The following is a 21,198-nucleotide window of genomic DNA, read 5'->3' on the forward strand; positions in this document are numbered from 1 at the left end:
CGGATCAAGGCTTAATCGCCGCGCAATGCTGCCCTCATGAATTCTAGTATGGTAGTTTAGCCATTATCATACAGACACGATGACGGTGGATGACATAATGCAGCTGACAATGCGGTGGTTTGGGCCGAAGGAAGACAAGGTTTCGCTGGAATATATTCGCCAGGTGCCGGGCGTACGCGGCGTGGTGGGCGCACTTTACGATGTGCCGGTGGGCGAAACCTGGCCGCAGGAGAAGATCCAGGCGCTGGTCGATCAGGTGCACGCAGCCGGACTGACGGTTGAAGTGATTGAGAGTGTTAATATTCACGACGACATCAAGATCGGCCTGCCGAGCCGCGATCGCTACATCGCCAATTATCAGCAAAGCATCCGCAACCTGGCGGCCGCCGGGGTAAAAGTGATCTGCTACAACTTCATGCCGGTGTTCGACTGGATGAAGACGGATATGAATTATGTGCTGCCGGATGGCTCCATCACCATGGCCTTCGAGAAACAGGGCATCGATAAAAGCCTCGATGAAGTGGTGAAAGAGGTGCTGGGCAGCGCTAACGGCTTCGCGCTGCCGGGCTGGGAGCCGGAACGGCTGGCAAAAGTTCAGGAGCTGTTTGCCAAATATCAGGACGTTGATGACGCGAAGCTGCGTGAAAACCTCGCCTATTTCCTCAAAGCGGTGATCCCGGTGTGCGAAGAGGTGGGCGTGAAGATGGCGATCCACCCGGACGATCCGCCGTATTCGATCTTCGGTCTGCCGCGCGTGGTGAAGAACCGCGACGATCTCGACTGGATCTGTAACGTCGTCGATTCTGAAGCCAACGGCATCACGCTGTGTACCGGATCGATTGCCGAGGATCCGCAGAACGATGTCTATGCCATTCTGGCCGAATTCTCGCGCCGCAAGCGCATCCCGTTTGCCCACGTGCGCAACATCAGGATCATCCGCGATAAAGATTTCTACGAGTGCGCGCATCCGACGGAATATGGCTCGCTGGATATGTATAAAGTGCTGCAGTCGATGTATGACAACGGCTTTGACGGCTATATCCGTTCGGATCACGGCCGCTTTATCTGGGGTGAAACCGGGCGCCCAGGCTACGGTTTGTACGACCGCGCGCTGGGCACCACCTATCTGCTGGGCCTGTGGGAAGCGCTGAGTAAACGTTAATGGGCTACGATCTGGCGCTCACCCTTGCGGCTTTTTCAGTAACGGCACCAGCAGCGCCGCGACGAAAAAGCCTGTCATGATCAGCCAGAACGCGTCGGAAAAGGCCTGGGTGCGCGCTTCACGCAGCGTCAGCGCCGCCAGCGACTGCAGCGCGGCCGTATGCGCGGCATCCGGGCTCAGGCCGCTGGCCATCAGCGCCTGAGCGCGCCCCTGCAGAAAATCACCCAGCGTCAGGCTGGCGCTGTTGAGATGATCCGCCAGCCGGCTAAAGTGCAGGTTGGTGCGGTCGTTGAGCACCGTACCGCACAGGGCAATGCCAATCGCACCGCCAAGGTTGCGCATCAGATTAAACAGGCCAGACGCGAGCTTCAGGCGGGCCGGTGGCAAACTGCCCAGCGTCAGCGTCACCGTCGGTGCTACGGCAAACTGCTGCGCCATACCGCGAAACGCCTGCGGGAACAGCAACTCCTTCGCCCCCCAGTCATGGGTAATCGGCACGAAGAAATGCATCGACAGCGCAAAACAGATCAGCCCCGCCGCCAGCAAAATACGCAGATCGACGCGGTTCGCCAGCCAGGCATACAGCGGGATCGACAGAATCTGAAACACCCCGGTGGAGAAGATCGCCAGTCCGGTCTCCAGTGCGCTGAAGCCGCGCACCTGGCTGAGAAACAGTGGCGTAAGGTAAATGGTGGCGAAGATCCCCACGCCCGCCATAAACGAGAAGTAGCAGCCGAGGCTAAAGTCGCGGTCCTTGAGCGCGCGTAAATCGACGATCGGTTTGGCATGCCGCAGCGTGCGGATCACAAACAACACGCCCGCCGCCAGCGCAATCCAGCCGGTGGTGGCAATGGTGTCATCATCAAACCAGCCCCAGCGCGGCCCCTCTTCCAGCGTATATTCCAGACAGCCGAGCGCCAGCGCCAGCAGCACGATGCTGAGATAATCCGCACCGCGCAGCAGTTCGCGGTTGGGCGCGTCGATGTTCACCAGCAGCGGAACCGCAATGGTGATGTAAATACCGGGAATGATGTTGATAAAAAACAGCCAGTGCCAGCTGAAGTTATCGGTGATCCAGCCGCCAACGGTCGGGCCGAGCGTCGGCGCCAGCGACGCCAGCGCGCCGACGGTCGCGGCAGCAATCACCCGCTGCCGGCCCTGGAAAAAGGCGAAGGCGGTGGTGAACACCAGCGGGATCATCGAGCCACCCGCCAGCCCCTGCAGCGCACGGAACGCGATCATGCTCTGAATGTTCCACGCCCAGCCGCACAGCAGGCTCATCAGCGTAAAGCCACAGGCCGAGGCGGCGAACAGCCAGCGCGTAGACAGCACGCTGGCCAGCCAGCCGGAGAGCGGAATAATGATGATTTCGGCGATCAGGTAGCTGGTCTGCACCCACACGGTTTCATCATCGCCCGCCGACAGGCCACCGCCAATGTCGCGCAGCGAAGCTGAGACAATCTGGATATCCAGCAGCGCGATAAACATACCGATGCACAGGGTGGAAAAGGCGAAGACTTTCCGGCTGACCGGCATCTGCGCGGGCGCGATCGGCGCGGCGACCACACGGCTCATTGCGCGCTGCGCTCATCGACGGTAACAGTCACCGACAGTCCCGGACGCAACAGCCCGAGCGTGGCCGCATCGCCGTCCAGCGCAATGCGCACCGGCACGCGCTGGACAATTTTGGTGAAGTTACCGGTGGCGTTTTCCGCCGGCAGAATGCTGAAGCGCGAACCGGTCGCAGGCGACAGGCTGGCGACATGCCCGCTGAAGGTGCGGCCTGGCAGCACGTCCGCCACAATCGTTGCCGTCTGACCTGGCCGCATGTGTGCCAGCTGGCTCTCTTTAAAGTTGGCGTCAATCCACAGCCCCTGCGCCGGCACCAGCGACAGCAGCTGCGTGCCGCTGCTGACATACGAACCAGCCCAGGCGCGGCGATTGCCGATTACGCCATCAAACGGCGCGCGGATAGCGGTGTATTCCAGATTGAGCTGTGCCAGTGCCAGGTCGGCCTGCGCCTGTGCCAGCGCGGCGTGCGTCTGCTGCTCACGCGCATCCAGCACCTGCAACTGACGTTCGGCGACCGCGCGATCGGCACGGGTTTTGCCCTCCTGCGCCAGCGCCTGATGGTAATCGGCCTGCGCATGATCGCGAATCTGCTGCGACACCGCAGCGCTGCTCACCAGCGCGTCATAGCGGCGCTGGTCGGCGGTGGTTTTCTGCGTTACCGCCTGCGCCGCCAGCAGCGCAGCACGCGCGCCGTCGATGGTGGCCAGCTGGAGCTGGCGCGTGGCGGCAATATCCTGCAGCGCCGCCTGCTGCGCGGCGACTTCGCCCGCCGCACGGTCAACCGCCGCCCGATAGTCGCGGTTATCCAGCTGTACCAGCAGGTCGCCCTTTTTAACCGCCGCATTATCCTGCACCGCCAGGGTCTGAACATAGCCGGACACTTTGGCCGAAATCGCACTGATATCCGCGCCGACGTAAGCATCATCGGTCGAAGGCATAAAGCGCGCGCTGTGCCACCAGTAATAGCCATAGCCGGCCAGCGCCACGCCGCCGCAGGCCAGCATCAGCAGCAGTGCCGCTTTTTTCCGCGTCAGGCTCATGGTTCGTTCCCGGCCACCGTCTGCGGGGCGAATTTTTGCGCCGTATCGCCTGCGCGCTTTCTCGCCAGATACTGCTGGCGGTAGTGCATCATCGGGCTGGCCGCCGGGCCAGGCACCATCTGGTATTTGTCACTGGAGAGCGGCTGGCCGGTGGCGCTGTCGACCATTTGCGGCGTCACCGGGCGCTGAGTGGCGCTTTCAACCAGCTGCATCTGCCGTCCTTCCGGTGAGAAGTGGGTGCTACCCCACTCGGCCAGCGCCAGTATTACCGTACGAAAATCGCGGCCCGCCGCAGTGAGCTGGTACTCGTAGCGTGCCGGAGTGTCGCTGTAACACACCTTTTCCAGCAATCCATCCTCTACCAGCTCTTTCAGCCGGCGCGACAGAATATTGGGTGCCACGCCGCTGCTTTTCTGAAATTCATCAAAGCGGGTAAAGCCGGCCAGCGCATCGCGCATGATCAGCATGCTCCAGCCGTCGCCGACGCGTCCAAGGCTGCGTGCGATAGGGCACGGCATATTACACAGAGGTTGGTTTTTCATGGGCCAGTTCCCGATGTGAAGTCGATGCGGGATACTGTGGCAGGGTAACTTTCATTTTGCAAGTCACTTGCATAATGAAAGTAATAAACAGAACGTCAGCGCGCGTTCTGGCGCAGCCTCACAGCCTGTCGATCAATTCCTGCCGGTGGTCATGCAGCAGACGCAGCATTTCACGCAACAGCGGATCTTCGTTGCCCTTCTGCCACGCAATACTCAGCGGCAAGCCTTTGATCTGCTCAGGTAACGTCAGCGCGATATAGCGCACGCTGTCGCTGTTCATGGTGCGATAAGAGGCTGGTACCACCGCCAGACCGAGGCCGGCGGACACCAGGCTGAGAATGGTTTGCTTCTCTTCGGCATATTGCGCGATATGTGGCGTCAGGCCGGCCTGCTTAAACAGGCTGATGGTGAGATCGTGGCTGTGCGGCCGGGTGCGGCGGTCCGGAATGATCATGGCTTCATGCTGAAAATCCGCCACCGTCACCTGCGCTTTATCCGCCAGCGGATGCGTCAGCGGCACTGCCAGCACGCAACTTTCGCGGGTAATAAAACGCAGCGCCAGTGACGCATCCATGCGCTGCGGCGCGCGGATAATAATCATATCCAGCCAGCCGGATTTTAATTTAGGAATCAGGTTAAGGGTTTTATCTTCGATAATATGGATATCGCTCAGCGGATGACGCGGCACAAATAAATTCAGCAGTGCCGGAACTAAACCGCGCGCGGCGCTATCGATAGCGCCAATGCGTAATGTCCGGCGTTCATCTTTTAATCCGCCTTTAAAACGCAGCGCCAGCGCATCAAACTGATCGATCAGTTTTCCCGCTTCGTCAAAAAACAGGGCTCCCTCGGCGGTTAATGAAACATTGCGCGTTGAGCGGTTTAACAGGCGCACGCCGAGATCCTCCTCCAGCAGGCGAATAAAGCGGGAAAGTGATGCAGGCATCATTTCCATACTTTGTGCCGCCCGACCGAAATGCAGTTCTTTACCCACCGCGACAAAACAACGCAATTGATTTATATCCACATTTCCCTCACCGCACGATTATTCAAATAGTTTATATAATCCACGCCTGATGATCGCGCAATACAAACCTGCATACTGCATTCGACAACCAGAAAATAATACTACCCTACACAATCTGGAGCACTTTAATATGAAATCTCACCTCGAAAAAAGGGTGATGCGTAAAGTGACGTTGCGCATTGTGCCCTTCATCATGCTGCTCTATTTCATCGCATTTCTCGATCGCGTCAATATTGGTTTTGCCGCGTTAACCATGAATCAGGATTTAGGTTTCTCGCCCACGGTATTTGGTTTTGGCGCCGGGATCTTTTTCCTCGGCTATTTTCTGTTTGAAGTCCCGTCGAATTTAATTTTGCACAAAGTGGGCGCACGCATCTGGATCGCCCGCGTGATGATCAGCTGGGGATTGGTCTCCGGCTGCATGGCGCTGGTGCAGGGCACCACCAGCTTCTACCTCCTGCGCTTTCTGCTCGGCGTGGCGGAAGCCGGTTTCTTTCCTGGCATCATTCTCTACCTCAGCTACTGGTTTCCGGCGGCGAAGCGCGCGCAGGTTACCGCCATCTTCATGGCTGCCGCCCCGCTCTCTACCGCGCTCGGCTCGCCGGTCTCTGCCGCGCTGCTGGAGATGCATGGTCTGCTGGGCTACGCCGGCTGGCAGTGGATGTTTGTATTAGAAGCGATTCCGGCGTTGCTGCTGGGCATCGTAGTGCTGTTTTTCCTCACCGACCGTCCGGCGCAGGCTAAATGGCTGAACGCAGAAGAGCGGCGCTGGCTGCAGGAGACCATGCAGGCTGAAGAGCAGGCGCGGTCGACGCAGCACGGCCACAGCAGCGCCTGGCGCGGGCTGGCGGACAAGCGCGTACTGGCCCTGGCGCTGGTGTACTTCGGCACGTCGGCCGGGCTGTACACGCTGGGGATCTGGTCACCGCAAATCATCCGCAGCTTCGGCGCCTCCTCGCTGGAAATCGGCTTCCTCAATGCTTTCCCGGCGGTGATCGGCGTGATTGGCATGATCCTGTGGGCACGTCACTCCGATCGTCGTGGCGAGCGCAGCTGGCACGTCATTGGCGCCTGTTTACTGGCTGCCGCCGGGCTGATTTATGCCGGTAACGTCAGCACGCTGCTGGCGGTGATTATTGCGCTGACGCTGGTCACGGTCGGCATCAGCGCCTCCAAGCCGCCGCTATGGAGCATGCCGACGCTGTTTCTCAGCGGGCCGGCTGCAGCCGCCGGCATCGCCACCATTAATTCCATCGGCAACCTCGGCGGTTTTGTCGGCCCGATGATGATTGGCGTGATCCGCCAGCAAACCGGCAGCTACACCTGGGGACTCTATTTCGTCGCCTCGCTGCTGGCGTTGTCCGCGCTCATCGTGCTGATTCTCGCCGCGCACACGCCAAAACCGCAAAGCGCCGATCTGCCTCATCCTCATACCCATTAATTGACTGGAGAAGACTATGCGTAACTACAAAATTGCCGCGATTCCGGCAGACGGTATTGGCCCGGAAGTGATTTCGGCTGGCGTTGAGGTGCTGCAGGCGCTGACGCGGCACGATGAACAGCTGACGTTTGACGTGCAGACCTTTGACTGGGGCTCGGATTACTACAAACAGCACGGCGTGATGATGCCGGAAGATGGCCTGCAGACGCTGAAGCAGTTTGATGCCATCTACTTTGGTGCGGTGGGCGCGCCGGACGTGCCGGATCACATCACGCTGTGGGGGCTGCGCCTGCCGATTTGTCAGGGCTTCGATCAGTACGCCAACGTGCGGCCCACCAAAATTCTGCCGGGCGTGACCTCGCCGCTGCGCAACCGTGGACCGGGCGATCTTGACTGGGTCATCGTGCGCGAGAACTCGGAAGGGGAATACTCCGGCAACGGTGGCCGTGCGCACCGCGGCCTGCCAGAAGAGGTGGGCACTGAAGTAGCAATTTTCACCCGCGTCGGCGTGACGCGCATCATGCGCTACGCCTTTAAACTGGCGCAGTCGCGACCGCGCAAACTGCTGACGGTGGTGACCAAATCCAATGCCCAGCGGCACGGCATGGTGATGTGGGATGAAATTGCGGCGGAAGTGGCGCAGGAGTTCCCGGATGTGCAGTGGGACAAGATGCTGGTGGATGCCATGACGCACCGCATGACGCTCCACCCGCAATCGCTGGACACCATTGTCGCCACTAACCTGCATGCGGATATTCTCTCCGACCTCGCCGGCGCGCTGGCCGGCAGTCTCGGCGTCGCGCCAACCGCCAATATCGATCCGGAGCGGCGTTTTCCTTCGATGTTCGAACCGATTCACGGCTCGGCGTTTGATATCACCGGCAAAGGCATCGCTAACCCGATCGCCACCTTCTGGACTGCGGTGCAGATGCTGGAGCATCTGGGCGAACGCAACGCGGCCGCGCTGATAATGCAGGGCATTGAGCACGTGTGCGCGGCGGGCATTCTGACGCCGGACGTCGGCGGCAGCGCCACCACCGCTGACGTGACGCGCGCGCTGGTGCAGTTTATTGAAGCCAAATCTCAGGTGGCGGCAACCGCCTGAGTCGAAAGGCGGGGTGTTACAGCGTCGCCGCCAGCCGGTCCAGCGCCAGCAGGATGCCATAACGCCGCGCCGGTGCTGCATCCGGCAGCGGCAGCCAGTAGTTGGCCTGGCTGGCGAGATCCAGCGCCGCCGGGCACAGCGCCATCACTGGGGTCTGCTGGATGTGAGCGTGATGCACCGCGCTGAGCACGCTGCTGTTGATGGTATCCGGCGCGAGGATCAGCAGCAGATCGTCCGGCTGCAAACGGCTGAGCGTCAGGCGCAGCAGGTTGTCGTCCTGGATCCACGCCAGCGCCAGCCCGGATTCACTCAACCGCTGCTGCACTTCCGCCACCAGCGGCGTGTGCTGGCCGGCGGCACCGATCAGCAACACGCTGCGTGCCTGACGCAGCGCCTGCGCCGCCTGCTGCCAGCGGCTGTCATCCAGCTGCTGCCACTGCTGGGTCAGCGCCTGATGCAGACTCACCAGCTGCGGCACCGCACCGTGGCTGGCAGTAGCCGGTTCGGCGCTGGCGCGTGCCAGCCGCATACGCAGATCGCGAATATCGTCGCAGCCGACCGAACGGGCAAAGCGGGTAATGGTCGCCGCACTGACTTCCGCCCGGCTGGCCAGTTGTTCAATGGTGGCCGAGGCCGCGAACGCGGCGTCACGCAGGATGGCGCGCGCCACCCGCTGCTCCTGCTGGCTGAGGGAAGCCTGCCGCTGACGAATCACCGTCATAAACGCACTTTCCTGCTGGCCGGCCTGGCGCACCTGGTGCAGAAAATCATCCAGATCGCGGTAGCCCGCCGAGGCAGCAAAGCGCTGGAGTACAGCCGGGCTGACACCCGCCTGCGTCGCCAGACTCTCCATAGTGGCCTGCGCGCTGGCGTGCAGGTTATCCAGAATAAATCGCGCCAGCTTTGATTCCTGCGCATCAAAACGCGCCGACTGCTGCTGCAGTTGCCAGACAATATCCATTAGCTCATCACATCCTCAGTAACGAACTCTCATGATGCATGAAAATATTTTTCATGGTGAGATTTTTTTCAGCTGAGCGCACTGAATTTTCCTGGAATTAAAGCACTCGCAACAGAAAATCATCGTGCCGATCACACCAATGAAAATTATTTTCATGACGGTTTGATGATTAATCTATTGATAAATAATATTTTAAATAACTTTCATCACAAAATCATCTGGCTGCAGGGTATTTACAGTGCGGCTGAGACAGGTCTTAAATGCCGGAGTCAATTCACAGGAGGATAAATTATGCGCATTGTTCTTTGCTGTGCCGCCGGCATGTCTACCAGCATGCTGGTGAATAAAATGCAGCACGCCGCACAAGCGCGCGGGCTGGCGATCAACATTCAGGCCGTCCCGGTGGCCGATTTCGAACGTATCCTGCCGGACGCAGACGTGGTGCTGCTCGGCCCGCAGGTGCAGTTTGAAGCTGCCCGCCTCACCGCCATCGCAGCCCCGCAGGGCAAGGCGGTCGCCGTTATCGACATGATGGATTACGGCATGATGCGCGGCGAACAGGTGCTGGATAAAGCGCTGGCGCTGCGCGCTTCCTGATTCTTCGTTTCCCCCAATCTGACTGATAACACACGGCGTTGCGCTGTGGGAGATTCTGCATGCCTGAAGATGACGTAATGGTGGTTCCGGAAGAGGAGATCATGCTGCTGCTGGTGCAGGCCGGTGCCGCGCGCAGCGCCGCTCTCAGCGCCCTGCGGCTGGCGCGCGCCGGCCAGTTTGATGCGGCACAGCAGCAGCTGGCGGCGGCGCGGGAAAACGTGAGCAGCGCGCACCAGCAGCAGACGGCACTAATTAGCCTGGACGAAGGCAGCGGCCGGTTGCCGGTTACCCTGATTCTGGTTCATGCCCAGGATCACCTGATGAACGCCATGCTGATTCAGGATTTAGCGGGCGAAATCATTGAACTCTATCGCCGTACCACGGCAGGAGAAAACGATGCTTAAGATAGCAATCATTGGCGGCGGCAGCAGCTATTCGCCGGAGCTGGTGGAGGGAATCATCAACCGTTATGCGCAGCTGCCGGTAACCGAACTGGCGCTGGTGGATGTGGCGGCAGGACGCGAAAAGGTGCAGATCATCGCCGATCTCACGCGCCGCATGCTGCAAAAGAACGGGCTGGAGCAGGTTAAGGTCAGCGTGCACTTCGTGCTGGATGAGGCGATTCGCGGTGCGCGCTTTGTGCTGACACAGCTGCGCGTCGGCCAGCTGGCGGCACGCGCCGCCGATGAACGGCTGGGCCTGAAGTATGGTCGTCTCGGCCAGGAAACCACCGGCGTCGGCGGCTTCGCCAAAGCGCTGCGCACCATTCCGGTGATGCTGGAGATTGCGCGCAAAGTGGAACAGCTGGCACCGGACGCCTTCATCATCAACTTCACCAATCCGGCGGGCATCGTTACCGAAGCCGTGGCGCGCTACAGCAACGCGAAGATCATCGGCCTGTGTAACGTGCCGGTGAATATGCACCATATGATCGCCGGCATGTTACAGGCGCCGTTTGACGAGGTGGCGCTGCGCTTTGCCGGGCTGAACCATCTGGTGTGGGTGCATCAGGTGCTGTGCCGCGGCGAGGACGTGACCGCCGGGGTGATCGAACAGCTGTGCGAAGGCCAGTCGCTGACCATGAATAACATCAAAGAGATGCCGTGGTCGCCGGCGTTTCTGCGGGCGCTGCAGGCGATTCCCTGCCCTTATCACCGCTACTACTGGCAAACACCGCAGATGCTGGCCGAAGAGCAGGAGAAAGCGCAGCACGGCCAGGCCGGAACGCGCGCCGAACAGGTGATGAAGGTGGAAGCCGAGCTGTTCGCACTGTATGCCGATCCGCAGCTGGCGCACAAGCCGGAGCAGCTGAGTTTTCGCGGCGGCGCATATTACTCTGAAGTGGCCGTTGAGCTCATCAGCGCCATCCATAACAATAGCGGGCAAAATCTGGTGGTGAACTGCCAGAACCACGGGGCGATTCACGGTCTGCCGGACGACGCAGTGGTGGAAGTGAACTGTGTGGTCGATGCGCAGGGCGCGCACCCGCTGGTGTTTGGCGCGCTGCCACCGCTGATGCACGGGCTGACGCAGCAGATCAAATCCTTCGAGCGATTGACCATCGACGCGGCGGTGCACGGCGATCGCGGTGCCGCGCTGCTGGCGCTGGTCGGCAATCCGCTGGTCGGCGACGTCGCCAGCGCCGAAGCGCTGCTGGACGAAGTGCTGACGCTGAATCAACCGTGGCTACCGCAGTTTGCGTAATATCCCTGTGGCAAACCGCATTCTGGCCATCGAGGCGCGCTTCATCGCGCAATAAATTGCGCCGCGAGGGCCGGGTGCAGGTATCCGCTGCCGCGCCGAAGTGACACGCATTGACCTGTTAATTTGTTGCGCCATTGTGCCCGAGGAGGCCCTATGTCCAACCGTAATATCATCGAACGTTATGTGCTGCCCGCCGCGCTCAAGGTGGCCGGGCAGAAGCATGTGCTGTCCGTGCGGGACGGCATCATTCTCAACATGCCGTTCATGCTGATCGGCAGCTTTTTTCTGATCTTCGCCTACCTGCCGATCCCGGCGTGGGGCCATCTGATGGCCGACCTGTTCGGCGACAGCTGGCGCAATAAACTGCTCTATCCGGTGCGTGCCACCTACGACATCATGGCGCTGATCTCCAGCTTCGGCATCGCTTACCGGCTGGCGGAGAAATACCGCACGCTCGACCCGCTGACCAGCGGCGCGATGGCGCTGGTGGCGTTTGTGATGACCATTCCGCAGCAGACGCTGTTCGCCCCGGTTGAAGGCGCGCCCGCGCAGTTGGTCACTGGCGTGCTGCCAATTTCGCTGATCGGCAGTCAGGGCCTGTTCGTGGCGATTGTGATTGCGCTGCTCTCCACCGAAATCTACCGCTTTGTGCACAGCCGTAACCTGGTGATTAAGATGCCGGAAGGCGTGCCGCCGGCGGTGGCGAAATCGTTCCTCGCACTGGTTCCCGGCTTCTGCGTGCTGGCCGTGGTGCTGCTGCTGCGCCTGGCAGTTGAAGCCTCACCATTCCATGACATCAACAACCTGATTGCCACGGTGATTGGTTTGCCGATGCACCACGTCGGCGGCACGCTGCCGGGGATGATTTTCTCGGTGCTGCTGATTGGCATTCTGTGGACGCTCGGCCTGCACGGCGATGCCATCGTGCTGGTGTTCATTCAGCCGGTATGGCTGTCGAACATGAGTGAAAACCTCGAAGCCTTTCAGCATAACCAGCCGATTCCGCACATCTTTACCCAGCAGTTTTACGATTTATGGATTGCGCCCGGCGGCACCGGCGCGCTGCTTGGGCTGGTGATCTTTATGCTGATCCGCGCGCGCAGCCGCCAGATGAAACAGCTGGGGAAAATCGCCGCGCCGGCGGCGCTGTTCAACATCAGCGAGCCACTGGTGTTCGGCATTCCGCTGGTGATGAACCCGTACCTGTTCCTGCCGTTTATCCTGACGCCGGTGCTGCTGGTGATTGTCTCGTGGGCGGCAATGAGCAGTGGTCTGGTGGCGCCGCCAGCCGGCATCGCCCTGCCCTTCACCACGCCAATCTTCGTCAGCGGCTATCTCGCCACCGGCGGCCATATTTCCGGCACGGTGTTGCAGGTGGTCAACCTGACGATTTCGCTGGTGGTCTACTATCCGTTTTTCCGCGTGTGGGATCGCCTGAAACTGCGCGAAGAGCAGCAGAACGAACAGCAGGCGCAGGCCGCCAGCGGCAGTGCCGTCGTACCTTCCTGAATCACCCCCTCTACCGGGTGCGCCCTGCTGCGCACCCGGCCGCATCCTTCCACTTTTTGCAATAATGACTTCGCAGATCTGGCTATTCTGCCAGCAATACGGCTGTGCGAACCTTAGGCCACGGCTCGGGATCACCCCGGCCACTACCTGAGGAATCGCATGATGAAACTGTACAATTTAGCGCTCTCCGGCCACGCTCACCGCGCACTGCTGGCGCTGTCACTGCTCGGCATAGCGCATGAAACGGTCGAAGTTGACCTGCCTGGCGGCGAACATAAAACCCCGGCGTTTCTCGCCATCAACCCGTTCGGTCAGGTGCCGGTGCTGGAAGACGAAGGCGTTTACATCGCGGATTCCAACGCCATTCTGGTGTACCTGGCGAAGAAATTTAACCGCAGCGACTGGCTGCCGGAAGATGCGCTGGGCGCCGCCCAGGTGCAGCGCTGGCTGTCGGTGGCGGCCGGTGAACTGGCTTACGGTCCGGCGGCGGCGCGCCTGATTACCGTGTTTGGTGCCAAATTTAATGCTGAAGAGGTGCTGGCGCGCGCGCATCTGATTCTTTCACGGCTGGAAAGCCATCTCAGCCAGCGTGAGTGGCTGGTGGGCGACCATCCCACCATTGCTGACATCGCTTTATATAGCTACCTGGCCGGTGCGCCGGAAGGCAACGTCGAGATGTCCGGTTACCCTGCGGTGAATCAGCTGCTGCGTCGGATTGAAGCGCTGCCCGGCTTTGTGCCTTTTCCGCAGACCGCCGCCGGCCTGCGCGCCTGACAGGAGCCAGCATCATGGGCGAGAAACTGATTACGCTGCCGGTATGGCATGACGGCGAAATTGCGCTGCAGCAGCAGGCGGGCGTAGCGGAACGTATGGCCGATGTCGGGCAGCGCGTGATTCGCGATTACATGCCCGATCAGCATCGTGACTTTTACGCGCAACTGCCGTTTATCGTTGCCGGCAGCGTTGATGCACAGGGTGATGCCTGGGCCACGCTGCTGGAAGGCCAGCCCGGTTTTATCTTCTCGCCCAACGCCACCACGCTGGATATCGCGGCCTGTCCTGACGCCAGCGATCCGGCGGCCGGCGGGATGACCGATGGCGCGCCGGTGGGCCTGCTCGGCATCGAGCTGCACACGCGGCGGCGCAACCGCATGAACGGCGTGCTGACGGCGATTGGCGGCGGCCTGCGCGTGCAGGTCGACCAGAGCTTTGGCAACTGCCCGCGCTATATTCAGCTGCGCGACTTCCGCTTCGATCATGCGCCCGGCAGGGCTTATCAGGGCGAGGTTGAGACGCTCAGCGCGCTGGATGACGCCGCGCGCGCCGCCATCGGGCAGGCGGACACGTTTTATGTCACCACTTATGCCGACCAGGCGCGCCGTCAGGTGGACGTTTCGCATCGCGGCGGCAAAGCCGGTTTTGTGCGCATCGCTGCCGATGATGTACTGACCATTCCGGACTTCAACGGCAACCTGTTCTTCTCCACCCTCGGCAATATCGTACTCAACGGCAAGGCCGGGCTGCTGTTTATCGACTACGCCAGCGGCGATGTATTGCAGATGAGCGGCGATGCCACGGTGATAACCGATTCCGCCGAAATCGCGGCCTTTCAGGGTGCCGAGCGCCTGTGGCGCTTTAGTGCGCGCCGCATCGTGCGCCGGCGCGCTGCCCTCGCCCTGCGCTGGACCGTTCAGCCAGACGGCATATCGCCCGCCTCGCTGATGACCGGCGACTGGCCGTCCGCCAGCGAACGCCTGCAGGCGCAGCAGCTGGCGGCGCAGTGGCGCCCCTTCCGCATCACGCGGATCGTCGATGAGAGCGCGCAGATTCGCTCGTTTCATCTTATGCCGGATGATGGCGCTGGCGTGCTGCCGCATCTGGCAGGCCAGCATCTGCCGATCCGCCTGACGCTGCCGGGCAGCACTAAACCACTGATTCGGCAATATACGCTGTCAGTTGCGCCGTCGGATGGTTATTACCGCATCAGCGTGAAGCGTGAAGGCGTCGTATCACAGTATCTGCACGATGCCCTGCGCGTCGGCGATCGGCTGGAGGTGCGCGCACCGGCCGGCGACTTCACTATTGATGCACACGAAACGCGGCCAGCGGTGCTGCTGGCGGCGGGCGTCGGCATCACGCCGCTGCTGGCGATGCTGCGTCACCTGATTTATGAAGGCCGACGCCAACGCAGGATGCGTCCGGTGTATTTGCTGCAGTCGGCGCGTAACCCGGCAGAACGCCCGTTTGCGCGTGAGCTTGATGCGCTGCTGGCAGCCAGCGAAGGTGCGTTGAAACTGGTGCGGGTGCTCAGCCAGCCGGGCGAAGCCGAAGCGGGCGTGGATTACGACGTTGCCGGACGCATCGATATGGCGCTGCTGTCGCAGGTGCTGCCCTTCAACGATTACGATTTCTATCTGTGCGGCCCGCCGTCATTTACCCAGGCGATGTATGACGGATTGCGCGGCCTGAATATTGCCGACGCGCGTATTCACGCCGAAGCGTTTGGTCCGTCGTCGCTGCAGCGTCAGCAGGAGGATGTGCCAGAGCCCGCCGCGCTGCCGCCGGTGGCGACCGAAGCGGTGCCGGTGATGTTTACAGAGTCACTGAAAGAAGCGCGCTGGACGCCGCAGTCCGGCACGCTACTGGAGCTGGCCGAAGCGCGCGGCCTGAGCCCGGCCTACAGCTGTCGCGCCGGACATTGCGGCAGCTGTAAGACAAAACTGGTGAAAGGTGCGGTGACTTACCCTACCCCGCCAGGCATCACGCTGGCGCAGGATGAGGTGCTGATCTGCTGCGCGGTGCCGGCGCAGCTCGAAGACGGGGACGCGGCGGTGCAGCTGGCGTTGTGAGGTGAGTGCCCGGCAAGCCGGTTATTCCTGGTTATGCATGGATCATATTCGGGGTCAGGGTGAAATTGAAACATTACTAACATCGCAGCGTATTAGTAAACGGGGAGCAGGTCAGTTGGAACCCCAGCTTGTGAACCTCTTTAACTCAGCAAAAGGCTTAAACAACAAGGAACGTTCAGGTGCCGCCTCCAGTAATTTGACAGTATTCAGTTAATGGCTAATCATGTTGAAAATACTTGAAATGTGTGAAATATTTAAAACTGGTGTGCAGGCAGAATTTTGAATTGTGTTTCGCAATTCTTGATTTCAAGGGCTCAAGCTCTCGCTGCTATGATGCTCATAGCAGGATTTGCTGGGATTACCATAAAAGTGCGTAAGAGTGCCTGCACACCGCTATTCATGGAGCTGTGATGACTACCCGCCTAGAAAAACTAAAAGCATGTAATTCCAAACCAGATTTCGCTCGAGTTTTAGGAGTTGACCCGGTTTTCATGACCCGTGTTATATATTTAAGAAACACTGACAATTTATATTCACAGTTTCCTATTAAAAAAAAGAATGGTTCTGATAGAATTATATCAGCCCCAGATCCTGAGCTCAAAGAAATACAAAGTAAGCTTGCCGATTTACTTCAAGACTGTTTAAATAACCTCCGGGATAATTTAAAAGAAAAGAACCATTTCTCACATGGATTCGAGCGAAACCGCAGTATTATTACAAACGCAGAAAAGCATAAATCAAAGAAGTGGGTTCTTAACATAGATCTTTTTAATTTCTTTGATGAGTTTAATTTTGGAAGGGTAAGAGGTTACTTTTTAAAAAATAATAACTTTTCTCTCAACACAGAGCTTTCCACATTAATAGCCAAAATCGCGTGTCACCAGGATAAACTACCCCAAGGTAGTCCCTGCTCCCCCGTAATAACGAACTTAATCCTAGTTTCTTTAGATAGGCGGCTGAGTAATTTATGTAATAGCGTTGGCTGTACATACACACGATATGCTGATGATATAACCATCTCAACTAATAAAAAGGAGTTTCCTAAAGAAATCATCAGAGACCAAGATAAAAAAAACATTACCTTAGATAAAAAATTCATTAAGGAAATAACATCTGCAGGCTTCAAAATTAATCACAACAAATTAAGACTACTTGACAGTAAATTTCGCCAAGAGGTTACAGGATTAACTGTTAATCGGTTTGTTAATGTAGATAGTAAATATGCAAAAAAAGTTCGCGCAATGGCACACAGTCTATTTAATAAAGGGGAATATACATTAATTGATAAAAAAACACGCAACAAAAGATCTGGTACTCTCAATGAGTTAGGTGGCATGCTGAGTTTTATTGATTTTGTGGATAAATACAACAACAAATTATCGCACGTGTTCAAATCCTCACATAACAAGCGTGAAAAATTATATTCGGATTTTCTTTATTACTCTGCTTTTTGGGCAAATACAAAGCCAACGATATTGACTGAGGGCAAAACAGACATTACGTACCTGAGAGTAGCTCTGGATGCGTTATCAGTAAACCATCCCAATTTAATTGGAAGTAAAAAAATGGGCAATGAAACAGTACGAGATTATGGGGTTAAATTCTTCAAAAACACATCTAAAACAAAATATCTTTTAAACTTAGACGGAGGGTCTTCACATCTCAAAGACTTCATTGTTGGCTTTGAAAAAAAGACAGATGCATTTAAAGAAATCGCCAACCAAAAGCCTGTGATTGTAATTTTAGACAATGATTCAGGCAGCGGTGGTGCTAATGGCATCTTCCAAACTTTGATTGGAAAATCTTTCCCTAACATTACTCTTACAAGAGATGAACTGAGAAATCAGAAGTGGACGTGGCTTACAAAAAACTTATATATAATTTTCACCCCTCTTAATGGTTTAAAAGATAGCTCTATGGAAGATCTATTCCACAGTTCAGTATTGCAAACAAAACTTGGCGGCAAAGTATTTAACCGAACTAATTCTAAATGTAAGGATAATGAATACGGCAAAGATTTTTTTGCTAAAGGTGTTGTGTTAAAACTGCGTAAAACAATAGACTTTTCAAATTTTGATTGCATTTTTGAATCAATTTCAGAAGTAATTTCCCATAATAATTCCAGAACAACAAATCAAGGTTAATTTTTTTAATATTCATTAGGTTGCTAATGATGATTATTATTTTTTGATCGAAGCAACTGTAACTTAGAGTATAAATACTCAAGAATCCCGCTGGCGGCGATGTTGGGTGATAACTTTTGACAACTCATTGCTTTCACGAACTGACTGACCTATTCCCGATAAATTAATACATACGATTTCAGCAATATCTGCTGACCTTGCCCAACTGGTTGACGCAGATCGAACGATAGTAATGTCCGTTTCTGGCATGAGCGGACAGTCACGCAGAGTAAATTTTAGATTGGGACGTGCTCATTCCATTGTTTATAAGCCGGACAACAGCGCACAAAGCTTGGCTTTGTGCGCTGTTGTCAGCAGTCAAGCTGCCAAAGCGGCAGGGCAGTTTAGTAATTAATCAATCCAAACACTGAAGTCTGATTTATTAATAATTGCTCATAATCCACTTCATAGCAGATGTGGCAATATACTTTACTTTCAGAAGGTTGAATCCAATGCTCACTAGTCTTTTTGACATCTAAATACTCTTTGACTTGATAAGGCATTTTAAAATGGTTCAGGATATCCTCAGCGGTAAGAACATCACTTTTCCATTGCCTATGCATGACTTTTAAGTTATCAATTGTGTAGTCATCTGATTCGTCATTTTTTTGGTAAGTATGTCCTGTTAACACTGGCGTGCTTAGCAACTTATCAAAAGAAGAGAAGTCTGATATATAAACACCTTCAAATTCACCTGGCCATGAAAAAGGAAGTCTATTCATAATTACTGGAACAATATCATAATCATCGATGTTAACCATGAACTTCTTATTGAAGTGACTAGGATGTTTCTTTAATCCATAAACTAAGCGTTTAACTTGCTTGGCTGTAGAGTGGAAAAATTGATTTTTACGCTTGGCAGTTTTAACAGAACCAAATGATAGCATTGTATTTTTACATTCAAGTAAAAAAACCTTATTATCAAGTATAAATAGAGCATCATACTCATATTCATCACCACCCTCTTTAAACTTCAACCCACCACTTCTAATGTTCTTATTACTGAGGAGCCGTAAAACTAACCTTTCAAAACCTAAGCCTTTTTCAGACATGTCAATCTTATAAGTAGAGAAAAGAGATAATAATATATGTACTATGCTGGCGGAAAAATACGCTGGAGTATAAAATATGTAATTACCCCCACTGGTTTTTATTAGCGGGGCATCATATAAATCTTTTGAGTTCTTTTTGAATGTTATAGCGGATATGAATTTATCGATAGCAATATCAGTTAAACCAGCTTTGGAAAACCACCCTCTCATTTCATGATTACTATATGTGCGAATTGTGCCGTCTCTATCGCAAAGATATTTTAAAGTCGCAAAACCACGCGTCCATTCTCTGAGAGTTAACCCATAAAATAAATGATTGATTTTCTTTTCTTCTAAACAAAATATTTCTAACAGTGTAATGTAGGATGGCAACTCATCATGGAATATAAATCGTCCATCGTCGAGATTAGTAACTTCATCGATATCAACAATGACTTTTTTTAACATATCACTTTCGTACATCATTGAAGTTTGATTTTGATGAATTTTCCTAGACATCCTTTCATTTGCTATACTATCTATATATAAATAGTCATTGGTTGCATCATATATAAATGCTTCTTCAATCCCTTTTGAGGAATAATCGTCAGATAATTCAGTTTTATTGAAAATTTTATTTTTTTGCCGAAAAGCATGCATTTATGAGAGGCGCTTTCAAGATCTTTCCAATAGATTGAATTCAACATTACTAATTGTGTGCCATCAAGATCTGCATCTTCAACAGGAGTTTCATCAGGAACAACTATCTCCTCATCGTGATTGTACAACTTGTTGTTGAAGGCAATCATGGAAAGGGTGAGTGATGCGAAATTAACATTTTTGTTATTAGCATCATCCGGATTATATGATCGGCCTTCTTCATTCTCCAATATAAAATTACTACTTACCAGAAAACTGTCTGTTTCTCTCAGAGACTCCATTTTTTCATTAACTTTACTCATTAGGTAAGATGACTCAGATTGTGATAGTTTTAAAGCTGACCAAACCTGAGTTGCTACGCTTTTTTTGCTAATATCCAAGGATGATAAAAAGTTTCCAACCTCATCGAATAGAATTTCACTACTTTCGCAACAATATAATATGTCATTAATTGTCTCTGTGTATTCATCACCTTTAAGGATACTTACTAATCCATTAAAGTATTTATTTCTTTTTTTTCTTTTTGATTTCGAATGAATCAATAAGTTACCAACTCTTTCAGCATTGAATTTTATGAATGTGAGTATCTCATCGTTTATTCCGACATCTTCGATTGCTTTGGAAATCCCTGATAACTCAAATAAATCAGCCTCTGTCTGCAATGATTCAAAGTCAATTGTCATTTCTTATCCTTAGTTTGATAAATCCCATTCATCACTCTGCATTGCTAAAATTTAATGTCTCAAAATCTGATTTCATTTTAGCCTTCAAATATCAGAGAGGATTAAAGGACATTAAAAAAAACAATGAGGAGTTATGATATGTCCAGATGTAATTTTACTAAAAATCACTCTTAGCTTGTATCGTCCTTAAGTCAATATTCTTTAGTAATACTGTTTTATTTGCTTCTGAACTTGACGAACTCGCCACCACCCAACGCCTACTAGACCAAGTCCAGCTCTCCCTCGACCGCGCCCGCACCGTCGCCGCGCAGTCCGATCCTAACAACAGCCGCCGTTACCTGTTCGACTACAAGAAAGCCAATGAAGACCTCAACACCATACGTGCTGGCCTCGACCGCTACACGCAGCCTTCGCGTGCGCAACCGCTGGATTACGGCAAGGTCAGCGGCGATTACATGCGAGGCCGTCCGTTATGGCGATGACTGCCGCGCAGATCAACGCATTTAAAACGGCATCCGGCAAAATCGATATTGGCGTTTTGTAACGGGTGACCGTTGGTCTACTGCTGTGCGTGCTGTTTCTCTGGGCAGCCTGGGCTGCAGCGAATGTCAGGCATGGACGGGAAAATACCTAAGCCAGGGATGCCGCGCTAGTCCGATTTGTTATCCGCTCAACGGCTTTACTGATCGTCTGCATCTGGATGTTCGCCAGTTAACGCAGTCATTTTTGAAGTGCTTTTATCCGTCAGGTTACTTAAGGGGAAGACTCATACTGGATAGCTGAAGCAGTACAGTGACCTCAGCAGTCAAAGTGACCAGAATTCATAGGTGCTTCAAAAAGCAAAAACCCAGCCATAAAGGCTGGGTTTTCAGAATGTTGGTGCCCGGACGCGGAATCGAACCACGGACACGGGGATTTTCAATCCCCTGCTCTACCGACTGAGCTATCCGGGCAACGGGGCGCATTAAACCTTACTCGCGCCGTACCGTCAAACGCTTTTCGGTAAAAATCAGCTGACTGCTGCCTTTTGCAGCAACCGCCGGACCCGATGGTAAAAACCTGCGCAACCGGGTTATTTAGTGGTGAATTTTTATCCACTCACGCCGATAACCGTGCTGACATCCCATAACCA

At 54.7% G+C, this 21,198-nt stretch carries 17 protein-coding genes and 1 tRNA gene; 11 read left to right on the forward strand and 7 right to left on the reverse strand.

The features are described from left to right. The first annotated feature begins 97 nt into the window (after positions 1 to 97). Positions 98 to 1,162, forward strand: a complete 1,065-nt coding sequence (uxuA, locus tag C1N56_RS16295; RefSeq protein ID WP_371221718.1) for a mannonate dehydratase — start codon at positions 98 to 100, stop codon at positions 1,160 to 1,162. An 18-nt stretch (positions 1,163 to 1,180) separates the two neighbouring features. Here the strand turns inward: uxuA and C1N56_RS16300 are convergent, their stop codons facing one another. The 4 genes from C1N56_RS16300 to C1N56_RS16315 all read right to left on the reverse strand — a co-directional run bounded on the left by C1N56_RS16300 (position 1,181) and on the right by C1N56_RS16315 (position 5,343). Continuing rightward, positions 1,181 to 2,737, reverse strand: coding sequence for a DHA2 family efflux MFS transporter permease subunit (locus tag C1N56_RS16300; RefSeq protein ID WP_394516869.1), 1,557 nt, complete (start codon positions 2,735 to 2,737; stop codon positions 1,181 to 1,183). Next, positions 2,734 to 3,774 (reverse strand): HlyD family secretion protein, encoded by a 1,041-nt coding sequence (locus C1N56_RS16305; protein ID WP_058759667.1) that lies wholly within the window; start codon positions 3,772 to 3,774, stop codon positions 2,734 to 2,736. Before C1N56_RS16305 ends, C1N56_RS16300 begins: the two co-directional genes overlap by 4 nt. After that, entirely contained in the window at positions 3,771 to 4,316 is a 546-nt protein-coding gene (locus C1N56_RS16310) for a winged helix-turn-helix transcriptional regulator (protein WP_058759668.1), read from the reverse strand. The genes C1N56_RS16305 and C1N56_RS16310 overlap by 4 nt, the downstream gene beginning before the upstream one ends. Positions 4,317 to 4,434: 118 nt before the next feature. After that, entirely contained in the window at positions 4,435 to 5,343 is a 909-nt protein-coding gene (locus C1N56_RS16315; RefSeq protein ID WP_031279716.1) for a LysR family transcriptional regulator, read from the reverse strand. 130 nt (positions 5,344 to 5,473) lie between these two features. On the opposite strand from C1N56_RS16315, the gene C1N56_RS16320 reads away from it, so the two are divergent. Together C1N56_RS16320 and C1N56_RS16325 are read left to right on the forward strand one after the other, a co-directional pair. Next, positions 5,474 to 6,784 carry an MFS transporter gene (locus tag C1N56_RS16320; RefSeq protein ID WP_394516870.1) on the forward strand — a complete coding sequence of 437 codons (1,311 nt, stop codon included), beginning with the start codon at positions 5,474 to 5,476 and terminating at the stop codon, positions 6,782 to 6,784. Positions 6,785 to 6,800: 16 nt separating this feature from the next. Further along, positions 6,801 to 7,889, forward strand: a complete 1,089-nt coding sequence (locus C1N56_RS16325; RefSeq protein ID WP_058774858.1) for a tartrate dehydrogenase — start codon at positions 6,801 to 6,803, stop codon at positions 7,887 to 7,889. A gap of 16 nt (positions 7,890 to 7,905) precedes the next feature. Here the strand turns inward: C1N56_RS16325 and C1N56_RS16330 are convergent, their stop codons facing one another. Next, positions 7,906 to 8,850 carry a MurR/RpiR family transcriptional regulator gene (locus tag C1N56_RS16330; protein ID WP_127833648.1) on the reverse strand — a complete coding sequence of 315 codons (945 nt, stop codon included), beginning with the start codon at positions 8,848 to 8,850 and terminating at the stop codon, positions 7,906 to 7,908. A gap of 291 nt (positions 8,851 to 9,141) precedes the next feature. On the opposite strand from C1N56_RS16330, the gene C1N56_RS16335 reads away from it, so the two are divergent. From C1N56_RS16335 to C1N56_RS16365, 7 genes are all read left to right on the forward strand, one after another. Then, positions 9,142 to 9,447 (forward strand): PTS sugar transporter subunit IIB, encoded by a 306-nt coding sequence (locus C1N56_RS16335; protein WP_021507627.1) that lies wholly within the window; start codon positions 9,142 to 9,144, stop codon positions 9,445 to 9,447. Between the two features lie 59 nt (positions 9,448 to 9,506). After that, the gene (locus C1N56_RS16340) at positions 9,507 to 9,851 is read left to right on the forward strand and encodes a PTS lactose/cellobiose transporter subunit IIA (protein WP_230201125.1); all 345 of its coding nucleotides are present in this window, start codon (positions 9,507 to 9,509) and stop codon (positions 9,849 to 9,851) included. Further along, positions 9,844 to 11,151 carry a 6-phospho-beta-glucosidase gene (locus C1N56_RS16345; RefSeq protein ID WP_394516871.1) on the forward strand — a complete coding sequence of 436 codons (1,308 nt, stop codon included), beginning with the start codon at positions 9,844 to 9,846 and terminating at the stop codon, positions 11,149 to 11,151. Before C1N56_RS16340 ends, C1N56_RS16345 begins: the two co-directional genes overlap by 8 nt. Positions 11,152 to 11,304: 153 nt before the next feature. Next, complete coding sequence (gene celB / locus C1N56_RS16350) at positions 11,305 to 12,660, forward strand: PTS cellobiose transporter subunit IIC (RefSeq protein ID WP_021507630.1); 1,356 nt, start codon at positions 11,305 to 11,307, stop codon at positions 12,658 to 12,660. A gap of 162 nt (positions 12,661 to 12,822) precedes the next feature. Continuing rightward, entirely contained in the window at positions 12,823 to 13,434 is a 612-nt protein-coding gene (locus tag C1N56_RS16355) for a glutathione S-transferase family protein (RefSeq protein ID WP_058759678.1), read from the forward strand. A 14-nt stretch (positions 13,435 to 13,448) separates the two neighbouring features. After that, positions 13,449 to 15,509: an FAD-binding oxidoreductase gene (locus C1N56_RS16360; protein WP_394516872.1), complete on the forward strand. Its 2,061-nt coding sequence runs from the start codon at positions 13,449 to 13,451 to the stop codon at positions 15,507 to 15,509. Positions 15,510 to 15,919: 410 nt separating this feature from the next. Next, positions 15,920 to 17,653 carry a retron Ec67 family RNA-directed DNA polymerase/endonuclease gene (locus C1N56_RS16365; protein ID WP_394516873.1) on the forward strand — a complete coding sequence of 578 codons (1,734 nt, stop codon included), beginning with the start codon at positions 15,920 to 15,922 and terminating at the stop codon, positions 17,651 to 17,653. Positions 17,654 to 18,036: 383 nt separating this feature from the next. On the opposite strand, the gene C1N56_RS16370 is transcribed toward C1N56_RS16365, so the two are convergent. Next, positions 18,037 to 19,383, reverse strand: a complete 1,347-nt coding sequence (locus C1N56_RS16370; RefSeq protein WP_394516874.1) for a nuclease-related domain-containing protein — start codon at positions 19,381 to 19,383, stop codon at positions 18,037 to 18,039. 877 nt (positions 19,384 to 20,260) lie between these two features. On the opposite strand from C1N56_RS16370, the gene C1N56_RS16375 reads away from it, so the two are divergent. Then, complete coding sequence (locus tag C1N56_RS16375; RefSeq protein ID WP_394517485.1) at positions 20,261 to 20,548, forward strand: integrative conjugative element protein, RAQPRD family; 288 nt, start codon at positions 20,261 to 20,263, stop codon at positions 20,546 to 20,548. A 395-nt stretch (positions 20,549 to 20,943) separates the two neighbouring features. Here the strand turns inward: C1N56_RS16375 and C1N56_RS16380 are convergent. Then, a tRNA-Phe gene (locus C1N56_RS16380) sits at positions 20,944 to 21,019 on the reverse strand. Between the last annotated feature and the right edge of the window lie 179 nt (positions 21,020 to 21,198).

The organism is Pantoea sp. SGAir0175 (assembly GCF_043547855.1).

Excerpts from the sequence above, each read along its gene's own strand:
- uxuA (WP_371221718.1), top strand. The coding sequence starts at position 98 with ATGCAGCTGACAATGCGGTGGTTTGGGCCGAAGGAAGACAAGGTTTCG.
- C1N56_RS16300 (WP_394516869.1), bottom strand. The coding sequence starts at position 2,737 with ATGAGCCGTGTGGTCGCCGCGCCGATCGCGCCCGCGCAGATGCCGGTC.
- C1N56_RS16305 (WP_058759667.1), bottom strand. The coding sequence starts at position 3,774 with ATGAGCCTGACGCGGAAAAAAGCGGCACTGCTGCTGATGCTGGCCTGC.
- C1N56_RS16310 (WP_058759668.1), bottom strand. The coding sequence starts at position 4,316 with ATGAAAAACCAACCTCTGTGTAATATGCCGTGCCCTATCGCACGCAGC.
- C1N56_RS16320 (WP_394516870.1), top strand. The coding sequence starts at position 5,474 with ATGAAATCTCACCTCGAAAAAAGGGTGATGCGTAAAGTGACGTTGCGC.
- C1N56_RS16325 (WP_058774858.1), top strand. The coding sequence starts at position 6,801 with ATGCGTAACTACAAAATTGCCGCGATTCCGGCAGACGGTATTGGCCCG.
- C1N56_RS16330 (WP_127833648.1), bottom strand. The coding sequence starts at position 8,850 with ATGGATATTGTCTGGCAACTGCAGCAGCAGTCGGCGCGTTTTGATGCG.
- C1N56_RS16335 (WP_021507627.1), top strand. The coding sequence starts at position 9,142 with ATGCGCATTGTTCTTTGCTGTGCCGCCGGCATGTCTACCAGCATGCTG.
- C1N56_RS16340 (WP_230201125.1), top strand. The coding sequence starts at position 9,507 with ATGCCTGAAGATGACGTAATGGTGGTTCCGGAAGAGGAGATCATGCTG.
- C1N56_RS16345 (WP_394516871.1), top strand. The coding sequence starts at position 9,844 with ATGCTTAAGATAGCAATCATTGGCGGCGGCAGCAGCTATTCGCCGGAG.
- celB (WP_021507630.1), top strand. The coding sequence starts at position 11,305 with ATGTCCAACCGTAATATCATCGAACGTTATGTGCTGCCCGCCGCGCTC.
- C1N56_RS16355 (WP_058759678.1), top strand. The coding sequence starts at position 12,823 with ATGAAACTGTACAATTTAGCGCTCTCCGGCCACGCTCACCGCGCACTG.
- C1N56_RS16360 (WP_394516872.1), top strand. The coding sequence starts at position 13,449 with ATGGGCGAGAAACTGATTACGCTGCCGGTATGGCATGACGGCGAAATT.
- C1N56_RS16365 (WP_394516873.1), top strand. The coding sequence starts at position 15,920 with ATGACTACCCGCCTAGAAAAACTAAAAGCATGTAATTCCAAACCAGAT.
- C1N56_RS16370 (WP_394516874.1), bottom strand. The coding sequence starts at position 19,383 with ATGCATGCTTTTCGGCAAAAAAATAAAATTTTCAATAAAACTGAATTA.